Origin of the sequence: Aureimonas fodinaquatilis (assembly GCF_008369445.1) — a bacterium.
Lineage (GTDB): Bacteria > Pseudomonadota > Alphaproteobacteria > Rhizobiales > Rhizobiaceae > Aureimonas > Aureimonas fodinaquatilis.
In genome coordinates, this window is sequence record NZ_VTWH01000006.1 from 143,582 (window position 1) to 157,517 (window position 13,936).

Annotated in this window: 9 protein-coding genes; 6 read left to right on the forward strand and 3 right to left on the reverse strand. The window is 56.8% G+C overall.

All coding sequences use genetic code 11. The features are described from left to right. Positions 1-55 precede the first annotated feature (55 nt). From FPY71_RS18075 to FPY71_RS18090, 4 genes are all read left to right on the forward strand, one after another. Entirely contained in the window at positions 56-832 is a 777-nt protein-coding gene (locus tag FPY71_RS18075) for a YggS family pyridoxal phosphate-dependent enzyme (protein ID WP_149301743.1), read from the forward strand. Further along, complete coding sequence (gene pdxY / locus FPY71_RS18080; RefSeq protein WP_149301744.1) at positions 832-1,662, forward strand: pyridoxal kinase; 831 nt, start codon at positions 832-834, stop codon at positions 1,660-1,662. Before FPY71_RS18075 ends, pdxY begins: the two co-directional genes overlap by 1 nt. A gap of 4 nt (positions 1,663-1,666) precedes the next feature. Then, positions 1,667-2,569 carry a dihydrodipicolinate synthase family protein gene (locus FPY71_RS18085; protein ID WP_149301745.1) on the forward strand — a complete coding sequence of 301 codons (903 nt, stop codon included), beginning with the start codon at positions 1,667-1,669 and terminating at the stop codon, positions 2,567-2,569. A 75-nt stretch (positions 2,570-2,644) separates the two neighbouring features. Then, complete coding sequence (locus tag FPY71_RS18090) at positions 2,645-3,775, forward strand: iron-containing alcohol dehydrogenase (RefSeq protein ID WP_149301746.1); 1,131 nt, start codon at positions 2,645-2,647, stop codon at positions 3,773-3,775. Positions 3,776-3,833: 58 nt separating this feature from the next. Here FPY71_RS18090 and FPY71_RS18095 read toward each other — a convergent pair whose 3' ends face one another. Further along, a complete protein-coding gene (locus FPY71_RS18095; protein WP_149301747.1) occupies positions 3,834-5,024 on the reverse strand; it encodes an acetyl-CoA C-acyltransferase in 1,191 nt (396 codons plus the stop codon). A 259-nt stretch (positions 5,025-5,283) separates the two neighbouring features. Here FPY71_RS18095 and FPY71_RS18100 point away from each other — a divergent pair, with 259 nt between their 5' ends. Both FPY71_RS18100 and FPY71_RS18105 read left to right on the forward strand, forming a co-directional pair. Beyond that, positions 5,284-6,498, forward strand: coding sequence for an efflux RND transporter periplasmic adaptor subunit (locus tag FPY71_RS18100; protein WP_149301748.1), 1,215 nt, complete (start codon positions 5,284-5,286; stop codon positions 6,496-6,498). Positions 6,499-6,510: 12 nt separating this feature from the next. After that, the gene (locus FPY71_RS18105) at positions 6,511-9,642 is read left to right on the forward strand and encodes an efflux RND transporter permease subunit (RefSeq protein ID WP_149301749.1); all 3,132 of its coding nucleotides are present in this window, start codon (positions 6,511-6,513) and stop codon (positions 9,640-9,642) included. 110 nt (positions 9,643-9,752) lie between these two features. On the opposite strand, the gene FPY71_RS18110 is transcribed toward FPY71_RS18105, so the two are convergent. Together FPY71_RS18110 and acs are read right to left on the reverse strand one after the other, a co-directional pair. After that, positions 9,753-11,735, reverse strand: coding sequence for an oleate hydratase (locus FPY71_RS18110; RefSeq protein WP_149301750.1), 1,983 nt, complete (start codon positions 11,733-11,735; stop codon positions 9,753-9,755). A gap of 223 nt (positions 11,736-11,958) precedes the next feature. After that, complete coding sequence (acs, locus tag FPY71_RS18115) at positions 11,959-13,914, reverse strand: acetate--CoA ligase (RefSeq protein ID WP_149301751.1); 1,956 nt, start codon at positions 13,912-13,914, stop codon at positions 11,959-11,961. Positions 13,915-13,936: the final 22 nt, after the last annotated feature.

Sequence of the window (13,936 nt, forward strand, 5' to 3'; positions counted from 1 at the left end):
GTCCAGTTATTGCCATAAATTGAAGAAATTCAAGTCAGGATGGCGCGTATTACCCATGGCCACATTATTCGAAACTGAAACAGCAGAGCGCTTCGGCACAGACCCCCTCGCAACCTTTCAGCACAATATTGCAGAAGTGCAGGCGCGAATTGCCCGCGCCGCCGCAGCATCAGGCCGCAATGCGACGTCCATCCGCCTTCTGCCCATTACCAAAACTGTCCCTGCGGAGATTTTGCGTCATGCCTGGCAGGCTGGCCTTCGGTCTTTTGGTGAAAACAAAATTCAGGAAGCAATGTCAAAGCAGGAGGCCTTGCAGGATCTGGCCATAGATTGGTGTGTTGTCGGCCACCTTCAGACCAACAAGGCCAAATATCTGGCGCGGTTCGCGCAGGAGTTTCACGCGCTCGACAGTTTGAAGCTTGCCGCACTGCTGAACAGTAGGCTGGAACTGGAAGACCGTACGCTGGACGTTTACGTGCAGGTCAACACATCGAACGAAGACAGCAAGTTCGGGCTGTCACCAGATGACTTGCCGGAATTTGCCGACATGCTTGCGCTGTTTCCCCGCCTGCGCCCACGAGGGTTGATGACTTTGGCGCTGTTCAGCACGGACATGGCCAAGGTGCGCCCGTGTTTTGCGCGGCTTCGACGCCTGCGCGACACAGCCATAAAGCACAATGCAGCCTTGACCGAACTGTCGATGGGCATGTCTGGCGACTTCGAAGAGGCAATTATGGAGGGCGCGGATGTGGTGCGCGTGGGCCAAGCCATTTTTGGTCGGCGACCCACACCGGATTCTGATTATTGGCCAGGCTTCGCCGGGAGTTTGTAATGGACGTCATTTCTATTCAAAGTCAGGTTGTCTACGGCCATGTTGGCAACAGTGCAGCGGTTTTTCCAATGCAGGCCAAGGGCCTGGAAGTGGCCGCAGTGCCAACGGCACTTTTGTCAAACCACCCGCATTACCCGACCATACACGGCAAGATACTGGAACCGGAGCTGGTGGCAGCGCTTTTGCAAGGCGTTGAAGAGCGCGGCCTGGTTGATGAAGCAAAAGTTGTGGTGACCGGCTATCTTGGGTCGGCTGAAAACGCCGCTGTGGTTGCCGCATTCATTGAACGCGCACTGCAAAGAAATCCGGATCTGATCTTTGTTTGCGATCCTGTTATGGGTGACGATGATATCGGCATTTTTGTCCAGGATGGTTTGATACCAGCCTTTCGCGATGTGCTTGTGCCAATGGCAACGGTGATGACTCCCAATCAATATGAACTGGAGTTGCTGACCGGCCTGAGCGCCCGCACCGCGCCTGCACTGGCCGACGCAATGGAAGCCTTGGCTGCACGCGGCGTGCAATCCGGGGCAATCACCGGCTGCGTACTGCATGACACGCCGCCTGGCATGGTTGAAAGCGTGACATGGTCGCCAACTGACGGCCTCGCCCGGACGGCGGTCCGGCGACTGCCCATACGCCCGTGCGGCACGGGGGATTTGTTCACGGCTTTGATGATAGCCCGGCTTTGTGAGAATAAGCCGCTGGCGCAAGCCGCCCAGGAAGCAACAGCAGAGATTTTTCAGGTTCTGCAACGCACGGCAGAAAATCCTGCTACCGAAATGCGGATCACCGGCTTTCCTTTCATTCCATGCGGGCAGGAAAAATAGTCCGATGACAGTTTTTCAGGGGCTTTGCGCATTTCCATTAACGCCGGCAGATGCGCTGGGGCGAGTCGACTGTTTGGCGTTGGGCAGATTGGTCAAAAGACTGGCAGATGCCAGGGTGGACTCGATTGGCCTTCTGGGCAGCACCGGCACATACATGTATCTGAACAGGCAGGAGCGCCGTCGCGCCCTTGAAATCACCTTGTCGCAAACGTTCGGCAGCGTTCCTGTCATTGTCGGTGTTGGCGCGCTGCGCACGGATGAGGCGATCGCACTGGCGCAGGATGCCCGGGCGATGGGTGCCGCGGCCGGACTTTTGGCTGCGGTTTCCTATACGGGTCTAACGGATAGCGAAGTGTATGAACATTTTGCCAGCGTTGCACGCGAGAGCCAGCTTCCCCTGATCATATACGACAATCCCGGAACCACGCATTTCAAATTTTCTGATGCGCTTATCAGTGAACTCGCCAGACTTCCGGAGATCATTGCAATTAAAAATCCGGGTCAGGAGCCGCAGAACACCGCCCTGCATTTGGCTGATCAGAGAAAACTGACGCATGATGGATTTTCCATTGGCTATAGTGGCGACTGGCTTTGCACTGAATCGATGATCGCCGGCGCGGACGCATGGTACAGTGTTCTGGCCGGTTTATGGCCAAAGGTCTGCCTGAAAGTCATGCATGCGGCCAAAGCTGGAAACACGGTTGAAGCGCGCCGATTGAACGCTGAGCTGGAACCGATCTGGACTTTGTTCCGGAACCACAGCAGTTTGCGGGTCATGCATGTGCTGGCCAATGAGATGGGGCTAAGCAACGCCGCACCACCACGGCCCCTTCTGTCGCTGCCAGAGGCGACCAGACAGGAAATCATATCACGTCTGTCAGCCATGCCTGCCGAACTTATGCAGTGACTGTGCCGTTCCCGGATTGCTCCCGCAATAGCTTGTGCTACCACTGGTTTGCAAAGTTACATACGGAGCCTTGGCATGAGCCTGATCACCTACCTGACGCGCATTCAGTTTGAAACTGGCGCTATCGACCTGCTTGCCAGTGAACTGGCGCTGTTGAAAATCAACAGGCCTTTGATCGTGACCGACAAGGGTGTGCGCGCAGCCGGTGTCCTGGATGCTGTTTTGGCCGGTGGCGGGCTGAGCCAGCCGGCAATTTTTGACGACACGCCGGGCAACCCGACTGAAAGCGCCGTACTGGCCGCACGAGATCTTTACCTTTCCGCTGGCTGTGACGGCATTGTTGCTGTTGGCGGCGGCTCACCGCTTGATCTGGCAAAAGCCGTTTCCCTTCTGGCAACCCATCCCGGCGCACTGGAGCAATATGCGGCCATATTGGGCGGGATAGAACGAATTGGCCCGGACAAACCGGCCGTTATTGCCATTCCGACCACAGCAGGTACCGGCAGCGAAGTCGGGCGTGCCGCGCTCATCACCTTGGAAGATGGCCGCAAGCTCGGTTTCCTGTCGCCTTACATGATTCCGAATGTTGCGATCTGTGATCCTGCATTGACCCTGAAGCTGCCCGCTGGCCTGACTGCCGCCACCGGCATGGACGCCCTGACCCATTGCATCGAAACCTTTCTATCGCCGCGCTTCAACCCGCCCGCCGACGCCATTGCTCTGGACGGCCTGGCGCGTGCCGTGCGTTACATCGCCCGTGCCTATCGTGATGGCGGCGATCTGGAAGCGCGCGAAGGCATGATGATGGCGTCGCTGCAAGGTGGCATGACATTTCAAAAAGGACTGGGCGCAGTGCATGGCATGAGCCACGCGCTGGGAGGCCTGAAGGAACTGCGCCTGCACCACGGCACGCTGAATGCCGTTATTCTCCCGGCTGTTCTGCGGTTTAACAAAGCCGGAAATGAAGCAAAATACGCTGCTTTGCGCACTGCAATGGGGCTGTCGGAAAATGCCGATGTGGCAGAAGCCATTTCCACTCTGAATAAAGAACTGGGCATGCCTGAAAGTCTGTCGCAAATGGGCGTTCCGGCGGATGTGCTGCCGTTGATGGTGGAACGTGCGCTTGCCGACCATTCCACTATCACCAATGGTCGCCCGGTTTCAGCAGATGATTATGCAAAACTGTTCGACGAAGTGTCTGGTTGAATAATAAGGGCATTTTCGTGTGGTTCAGTCAGCGAAAATGCCCATTCATTTCGAGGGTTCAGGCCACTTCAATAGCAATTGCGGTTGCCTCGCCCCCACCGATACACAAAGAGGCAACGCCGCGCTTGAGCCCGCGATTTTTAAGCGCGTGCAGCAGGGTCACAATCAGCCGCGCACCGGTTGCACCAATGGGATGCCCCAGTGCACATGCACCGCCATTAACGTTCAGCCTGTCGCGTGGAATGCCAAGTTCCTTTGCTGCCGCCATGGCGACCACCGCAAAGGCTTCATTGATTTCAAACAGATCCACGTCACCCATCGTCCAGCCAGTTTTTTCAAGCAGTTTGCGAATGGCCGGAATTGGTGCGGTTGAGTACCACGCTGGCTCCTGTGCATGGGTGGAATGACCACGAATAACCGCCAGAACCGGCAGATTGTGCTTTTCTGCGAAAGAGCGGCGCGCCAGAACCATTGCGGCAGCACCATCGGCATTGGCCGACGCGCTGGCGGCAGTGATCGTTCCATCTGGCCGGAATGCCGCCTTAAGACTTGGAATTTTGTCAGGCGAGACTTTCAGCGGATGCTCATCTGTATCCACCAGCCGCTCACCGCCTTTGATGGCAATGGGAATGGGCGAAATCTCTGATTGGAACGCTCCGGATTCAATCGCTGCACGCGCACGTGTCAGGGTTTCAACCGCGTAAGCATCCTGATCGTCGCGCGTGAACTGATATGCAGAAACCGCCGCTTCGCCAAAATCTCCCATCGGACGGCCCACTTCATAAGCATCCTCCAACCCGTCCAGCATCATATGGTCGAAGATCCGGTCATGGCCCACGCGGTAGCCGGCCCGCGCCCGCGCCAGCAGATAGGGCGCATTCGACATTGATTCCATGCCCCCGGCAACAGCCACCCTGGCAGAACCCGCCATCAAAATGTCGTGCGCCAGCATTGTTGCCTTCATGCCGGAACCACACACCTTGTTAACCGTGGTTGCGCCAACACCATCCCCCAGACCTGCGCCTCGCGCGGCCTGCCGCGCCGGTGCCTGCCCCTGCCCGGCGGGAAGCACGCAGCCCATCAGCACCTCATCAATCAAAGCGCCATCGATGCCACTTTTCGCCACAGCCTCCGCAATAACATGCGCGCCCAGGGCAGGCGCCGTCAGGCCGGACAGATCGCCCAGAAATCGGCCCAACGGCGTGCGCGTGGCGGATATGATGACAACAGGATCGTGCACGTCAGACATTTTCACTCTCTCCCCGGAGCTTGTTGCAGTGGGAAATTTCCATCTGCAAATGCACATATGAGCGATGCTGCACGTCGGAACCAGTAGCAGGATGCAAACATTCATAGGAATTTTTACGTCGATTTATCGCCGGATGACACCTTGCACTTATACATTCATCAACGTATTTATATGGCGCGCAACCTGTGTTGGCACGTCTACCAAACCGGCACACCAACATGTATAAGCGGCGCAGCCGAATATTTCAGAGGCAAATTTAATGCGTAGTTTGAAGATCGCCGCCACCGGGCCTTTGCTGGCCTCTATACTTCTGCTTGCAGCATGCCAGGGCGAAGACAAATCTGCGGCCGAGGCGCCACAGATGCCGCCCTCGCAAGTCGGAATTATTACGGCGAAGCAAGAGCCTCTTCCGGTGATTTCTGATTTGCCAGGTCGCGTTTCACCCACACGCATTGCCGAAGTGCGGCCGCGAGTGGGCGGCATTATTCTGCGCCGGGTTTTTGAGCAAGGCTCTGACGTCGAGGAAGGGCAGCCGATGTTTGAAATCGACCGCGCCACCTATGAGGTGCAGGTTGATGCTGCAAAGGCTGCAGTCATGAAAGCAGAAGCCGTGCTGCTGCAGGCAACGCAGGATGCGGACCGCTCACGACAGCTTGTGGCAAGCCGCACAACCAGCCAGGCGACGCTGGACACAAGCATCGCCAATCAGAAACAAGCCGAGGCTGATCTTGCATCTGCAAGGGCCTCGCAACGCGCCGCTGAAATTGATCTGGAATACACCATTGTTCGCGCCCCGATTGCCGGCCGTACTGGCCGCGCACTGGTGACAGAGGGTGCCCTTGTCAGCCAGAACAACGCTGAAGCCTTGGCCACCATTCAACAGCTTGACCCGGTTTATGCCGACGTACAGCAGCCTGTGGGCGAATTGATCCGCCTGCGCCAGGCGCTGAAGGACGGTGCACTGGAACAGATTGCGCCCGATGTTGCACGCGCCAAGCTGTTGCTGGATGACGGTTCAACATATCCGCATCCAGGTCGCCTGCTCTTCTCAGAAGCCACGGTGGACCCTTCCAGTGGCCAGGTGACATTGCGGGCAGAGTTTCCCAACCCCGATAATGACCTGCTGCCCGGTATGTATGTCCGTGTTGCGCTTGAACAGGGCATTGACCAAAGCTCGATTGCCGTTCCCGACCAGTCGATACAGCGCGACACGGCTGGACGGTCGTTGATTTACGTGCTGGACGACCAGAACACGGTTGAAAGCCGCGTTGTGACGATCAACCGAAACCTGGGCAATCTGGCCATTATCTCCACCGGTTTGAAGCCGGGGGAACGCGTTGTGGTGGACGGTTTTCAGAAAACCGGCCCGGGCGCTACTGTTGAACCTGTGGAATGGACAGATCCGACAACCACGCAAAACCCATCGGAAGAGGCAGCGACCGACGCGGCCGATCCTGATCAATCGGCGGAATAAGGATCAGGTCCAATGCCCCGTTTTTTCATTGACCGTCCAATCTTTGCCTGGGTGGTAGCAATTTTCATCGTGCTGGCCGGGGTACTCGCTATCCCCAGCCTGCCCATTGCCCAATATCCAAACGTCGCACCGCCGCAGCTGACGATTTCCACGATTTATCCCGGTGCTGCGCCAGAAGACCTGTATCTGCAGGTTACCAAGCCCATTGAGGAAGAGCTGAACGGCATTCCCGGGCTGCTGTATTTTGAATCGACAAGTGACGCCACCGGCGCGGTATCCATCAACGTAACCTTTGCATCCGGCACCAATATTTCACAGGCGCTGGTGGACACGCAAAACCGCATCAAACGTGTGGAATCCTCGCTGCCGACACAGGTGATGCAGCAGGGTTTGCAGGTTGAAGAAGCCAGCTCTGCCTTCTTGATGGTCGTTGCGCTGACCGCTGATGAATCCTCAAATCTCGATGCTGTCGGACTGGGCGACTATCTTTCGCGCAACGTCATCAACGAAATACGCCGCGTGCCGGGCGTGGGCCGCGCCCAGCTTTTCGCATCCGAACGGGCAATGCGCATATGGATTGATCCCGACAAGCTGATTGGCCTGAACCTTTCGACCAGCGACATCACCAACGCTATCCAGTCTCAGAATGCGCAGGTCGCTGCCGGTTCCATCGGTGCAGAGCCCAACCCGATCAGCCAGCAGACCACCGCAACCATTCTGGTGCGTGGGCAGCTTTCCACGCCGGAAGAGTTCGGCGCTATTGTTCTGCGCACCAACGCCGACGGTTCACTGGTGCGTCTGCGCGACGTTGCCGATGTTGAAATTGACGCCGAATCCTATGCGTTCAACACCTTCCTCAACGGCCAGCCAAGCGCTGCCGTGGGCGTGCAGCTTTCGCCCGATGGCAACGCTTTGAATGCTGCCGAAGGTGTGGCGCGCGTTATGGAGAATCTGGCGCCGCTGTTTCCGGCAGGCGTGGGCTATGACATACCCTATGACAGTTCGCCCTTCGTAAAGGCGTCGATTGAAAAGGTTATTCACACACTCATCGAGGCCATGGTGCTGGTGTTTGTGGTGATGTTCATATTCCTTCAGAACTTCCGCTACACGATCATTCCAACGCTGGTCGTTCCCATCGCGTTGTCCGGCACATTGGCGGTCATGCTCGTGGCAGGATTTTCGATCAACGTGCTGACCATGTTTGCCATGGTGCTCGCCATCGGCATTCTGGTGGATGACGCGATTGTGGTTGTCGAAAACGTTGAGCGCATCATGTCGGAAGAAGGGTTGCCACCGAAAGAGGCAACCAAAAAGGCGATGGACCAGATCACCGGCGCGATCATCGGTATCACACTGGTCCTGACATCGGTGTTCGTGCCTCTGGCATTCTTCCCCGGCTCCGTCGGCATTATCTACCAGCAATTCTCGCTGACAATGGTAACGTCAATTCTGTTCTCGGCGCTCATGGCGCTGTCACTGACGCCCGCGCTTTGCGCCACCTTCCTCAAGCCGGTCAAAGCGGGCCATCATCACCAGAAGGGCGGACTGTTCGGCTGGTTCAACCGCGGTTTTGACAAGACATCCCATGGCTATAGCGGCATGGTGCGCGGTTCCACGCGCCGTGCGGGCCGACTGATGATAATTTATCTGGCTCTGCTGGTTGGGCTTGGCTACACATTTGTGCAAATTCCAACGGCCTTCCTGCCTCAGGAAGATCAGGGATATCTGATCGCCAACTTCCAGGGTCCGGCTGGTGCCACCAGCAACCGCATGCGGGAAGTCACCAAGGCCAGTGAGGACTATATCCTCGCAAATCCTTCGGTTGATAAAATGATCACCATTCAGGGCTTTTCGTTCTCTGGTCAGGGTCAGAACGCCAGCCTTGCCTTCATAACGCTGAAGGACTGGTCAGAGCGCAAAGAGGCTGACCAGAGCGCCGGCGCGCTGGGTGGCGCCTTCACCATGCGTCTCCTGCAATTCCGCGATGCCATTGCATTTGCCCTTTCACCACCACCCATTCAGGGTCTTGGCAGCACCGGCGGCTTTGAATTCCGCCTGCAGGATCGCGCTGGCCAGACACCGGAAGCATTAAGTGCGGCACGCGACCAGTTGCTCGGCGCTGCGATGGAAAGCCCTGTGCTGGCCGATGTGCGATTTGATGGCCTGCCAGACGGGCCACAGGTGGAAATCAACATTGACCGCGAAAAGGCCAACACCTTTGGAATCACCTTTGCGGATATCAACTCCACCATTTCCACCAGTCTGGGCTCGGCCTATGTGAACGACTTTCCAAATGTCGGGCGCATGCAACGCGTGACTGTGCAGGCCGATGAACGGGCAAGAATGCGCATTGAAGACATTATGAACCTCAATGTGCGCAACTCTCAGGGTGGAATGGTGCCGCTGTCTTCGGTGGCCACTGCAAACTGGACTGTCGGTACCTCGCAGCTGATCGGCTATAATGGCTATCCGTCTGCCCGCATCAGCGGCAGCGCCGCCCCCGGCTATTCCAGTGGCGATGCAATCGCTGAAATGCAAAGGCTGGCTTCAGCCCTGCCCGAGGGCTTTGCCTTCGAGTGGACCGGCCAGTCGCTGCAGGAGATCGAGTCAGGCTCCCAGGCACCTTTCCTGATAGCCCTGTCCATTCTGTTCGTGTTCCTGTGTCTGGCAGCGCTTTACGAAAGCTGGTCCATTCCGTTTTCGGTCATGCTTGTCGTGCCCCTGGGCGTTATAGGTTGCGTCATCGCCGTCATGTTGCGTGGGCTGGACAATGACGTCTACTTCACCGTTGGCATCATCACCATTATCGGTCTGTCTGCCAAAAACGCCATTCTGATTGTGGAATTTGCCAAAGATCTGCGCAAGGAAGGCAAGAGCCTGGCAGACGCCACTGTTGAAGCGGCGCACTTGCGCTTCCGGCCAATTCTGATGACGTCGCTGGCATTCACCATGGGTGTTATCCCGATGGCGATTGCCACCGGAGCCAGCGCCGCCAGCCAGAATGCAATTGGTACCGCCGTTATTGGCGGCATGATTTCGGCAACCGTTCTGGCCCTGTTGTTTGTGCCAGTGTTCTTCGTGTTTGTTATGCGGATTTTCAACCGCGACAAACCCGCTGACCAAAAGCCGGAAACCGGCGCTTAAAACTGGTATTGCCGTTGAAACGCGGTTGTTTCAACGGCAATAAAATGGCCAGATCAAAGAGTTGGAGCGTGTCGGTGATCGCAAGATAGGCTGACACGCTTCTTTGCATTTCAGCCACCCTTTTTTCGGTCGGTGAAATCCTCGCGCAGCTTTTCCAGCCAGCCAAAGACACGACCGGCCGCCTGTTCGCCTGCGCCCAGCAGCCCTGCTAATTCGCTTTCCGCCCTCTCGCGTATAGACCCTTCACGCTCTGGAAGCGGCGGAAGTATATGCGCGAAGTAAGTCTTGTCGAGCAATCGGTGAAGCAGGCGCTCGCCGGGAAACGGCTGGTCATTGTTTAGCGCCCGCGCAGCCTTGAAAAGCGTGCGAATGTCATATTGAACGGGGCTGATGTCCGGCACCTGCTTGCGAAGCCCGAGCAGGGTGTAAACGCCGACGCGCGCAGTTCGGATCGAACTGTCCATGGTGAAGATGATATCATTGGACGTTTCAACGAACTGGCCCAGCAGCGCCAGGTTTTTACAGCCAGCGGGAACGACATGAGGCCGGTCCCCGGCCGCTCGCGGCATGAACATGGATGTGATGTAGGGCATGAGGGCGAGGCGCGCTTTGGTATTGGCGACAACCGCATCAACCTGATCCTCAATCCCGAGATGATAGCAAAGCTCGGCGATGATCTCCCGGCCGGTGCAGGCGGGCATTGGCTTTTTGACGTAGTTGCCTTGCTTGTCCATCAGCAGCGCATAGACCCAGACAACGAGCACGTCACCGGGCTGGTCGGGAAAATGCGGCTGGCGGTTGCAGGTGAAGCTGAGCACCCAGTTTGAATCAGTAAAGGTGATGATGCCGCCGGTAACGGACTTACCCGAATAGGGATCGTTGACCGACAACTCCTTCAGCTTTTCCACAAACGGCGACGGCTTGCATGTGAGGGTGACCGACTCCCACATCGATTGATCGATATCGCCATAGAATTTTTGCGGGTTTCCAAACACCGGGGATTTCTTCGCGAGATTCTTCCACAGTGCCCAGTCGCTCGTTTCGCCGGGTTCGTGCTGTCCGCGCTGGAGGACAGGGGCGGTTTCCATGTCGCCGTAGGCGGTGCCTTCGGTCATTGATCCTGTCAAGGCAAACACCACGTCGTTCGGGCCGACGGCGATCACCTCATCCTTTTCACCAATTTTTGTGCGGATCGCGGTGACAGTGTGAGCTGCGCCTTCCACCGCCATGTCGAGGTCGTAGGCACGCGTGTCGAACTGGACCTTGACACCCTGCTTCTTCAGATGGTCGACCAACGGCCGCACGAAGCTGTCATATTGATTGTACTTGGGAAAAATCAGCGCCGACATGTCCTTGAGGCCGTCGAGTGCATCAAGGAAACGGTGCATGTAGAGTTTCATTTCGAGCAGGCTTTGCCAGTTCTCGAACGCGAACATCGAGCGCCAGAGATACCAGAAATTGGTTTCCAGGAAGCCAGCGCTGAAATATTGCTCAATGGTGATGTCGTCGAGATCTTCCTTGCGCTTCAGCAGCAGGCGGATGAGCTCCCATTGCTGCGAATGGGACAGGCCCAAAGTTGAAAAGTCGCGGATCTCGCCCCGCTTGTGCATCAAGCGAGCTTTCGAGTAGTTCGGGTCGTTGTCGTTGACCAGCCGGTATTCGTCCAGAACGCTGTAACCCTCGGGCAGCTCTAACGCCTGTATGTCCTGGAACATGTCCCACAGGTTGTCGTAGTTCCAGTTCATCTCGCGGCCACCGCGAATGATGTAGCCGTCATCCGGATTGCCGGCTCCATCGAGCGAGCCACCTTCTATATCCATGGCGTCGAGGATGGTGATGTTTTCGCCCGCCATTCCGCCGTCGCGGATCATGTAAAACGCGGCCGCCAGCCCGGCGATGCCGCTACCGATGATCCATGCTCTGCGCCCTTTGATCTGATTTCCGGGCACTGGCCGGTTGCGCATATAAGCGCCCATCATGTCGGGTGGAGGAAGAGTATTTTCGGGGCGATGATGCCAGTAGCCAGCCGTCGTGTCGTTTTCCACGCGGAACGGCGCGCCATTATCCACGACGGGGAATTTTGCCTTTGTCATGCCAGTTTACCTCCACCAAACTCAGTTACACAGCCGATATACTATTTCTGCGTGAACCATTATTGGCAAGGTCGCCCGCATTTTCATGCCGGCCTGCGTTATACGAAGAACAAATTACCGCGCACGCCCGCAACAGGTGATCCTTTGATCACCTGTTGCGCAGTATTTCTTTGCCAGGTCACGTTATCTTGACGTCAAAACGATCCGTTTCAACGAGACGTCATCAGCCTTTGCGGTTCTGGCGATTTCCGATCAGATCATCCACCACACCCGGATCTGCCAGGGTTGATGTATCTCCCAACGCGCCAAAATCATCTTCGGCAATCTTTCGCAGAATGCGCCGCATGATTTTGCCCGATCGGGTTTTCGGCAGGCCCGGAGAAAACTGAATCTTGTCCGGTGAGGCAATCGCGCCTATATCGTTGCGCACATGCTGGACCAGTTCCTTGCGCAACTCATCCGTTGGCTCCACCCCTTCCATCAGGGTGACATAGCAGTAAATGCCCTGCCCCTTGATGTCATGCGGATAGCCGACCACAGCGGCCTCAGACACAAGCGGATGCGCTACCAGCGAGGATTCCACCTCTGCTGTGCCCATGCGATGGCCTGAAACGTTTATGACATCATCCACCCGGCCTGTGATCCAGTAATAGCCATCCTCATCACGACGGCATCCATCGCCGGTGAAATACTTGCCCGGATAGGTGGAGAAATAGGTTTGCTCAAACCGGTCATGGTCGCCGAAAATTGTTCGCATTTGTGATGGCCATGAATCCGTCAGGCACAGATTTCCATCCGCCGCACCTTCCAGCACCTTGCCTTCATTGTCCACAAGCTGCGGCACAACGCCAAAGAACGGCAATGTGGCTGAGCCGGGCTTCAGCTTTGTTGCCCCGACCAGCGGACTGATGAGGATGCCCCCGGTTTCCGTCTGCCACCACGTGTCCACCACGGGGCAACGCTCCTGCCCGACGACACGGTAATACCAGTTCCACGCTTCAGGGTTGATAGGCTCACCCACAGACCCCAGAACCCGCAAGGATTTGCGTGAGGTTTTCAGCACCGGCTCATCGCCCGCGCCCATCAGCGCGCGAATGGCAGTTGGTGCCGTATAGAAAATCGACACCTTATGCTTGTCGACAACCTGCCAGAACCGCGATGTATCCGGGTAATTCGGCACACCTTCAAACATCAATGTCGTGCCGCCATTGGCCAGCGGGCCATAGACGATGTAGCTATGGCCCGTCACCCAGCCCACATCTGCAGAGCACCAGTAAACTTCGCCATCGCGATAATCGAAAACATATTGATGGGTCAGCGAAACATAGACGAGGTAGCCGCCCGTCGTGTGCAGAACACCCTTTGGCTTGCCGGTTGAACCCGAGGTGTAGAGGATGAAAAGCGGATCTTCAGCGCTCATTTCTTCCGGCGGGCATTCGGCCGCAACGGTAAGCCGCGCTTCGTGCCACCAGACATCTCGCCCTTCGACGACATTGATATCGCCACCCGTGCGACGCACAACAATCACCGTGTCCACGGCCTGACCAGCCTTGCCGGCAATCTCGACCGCCCGATCTGCATTTTTCTTCAACGGGATTTTACGGCCGCCGCGCAGCCCCTCATCAGCCGTTATCAAAACCGAAGACGCAGCACCTTCCAGTCTGCCCGCCAGTGCATCTGGCGAAAAGCCGCCAAACACCACGGAGTGGATGGCTCCAACGCGGGAGCATGCCAGCATCGCAAAGGCCGCCTCCGGTATCATTGGCATATACAGCGTCACCCGGTCGCCGCGCTTTACCCCGCGCTCTTTAAGAAGGTTGGCCATGCGGCAAACCTCCTCATACAGTTCGCGATAGGTGATGGCGCGTGAATCTGCCGGGTCGTCTCCTTCCCAGATAATGGCGGTCTGGTTGCCACGCTTTTCCAGATGACGGTCAATGCAATTGGCTGAAACGTTCAGCGTTCCATCTTCATACCATTTGATGGAAATATTGCCGGGTTCAAAGGACGTGTTTTTCACACGGGTATATGGCTTGATCCAGTCGATCCGCTTGCCCTGCTCTCCCCAGAATCCATCCGGATCCTGCAAGCTTTGCGCATACCACGCGGCATAACCCGCCTCATCAAGCCCGGCGCCTTGTTTCCACTCGTCCTTGATATCGACGACCGTAGGTTCCATTCCTGTTCCTCCCGCATGAATA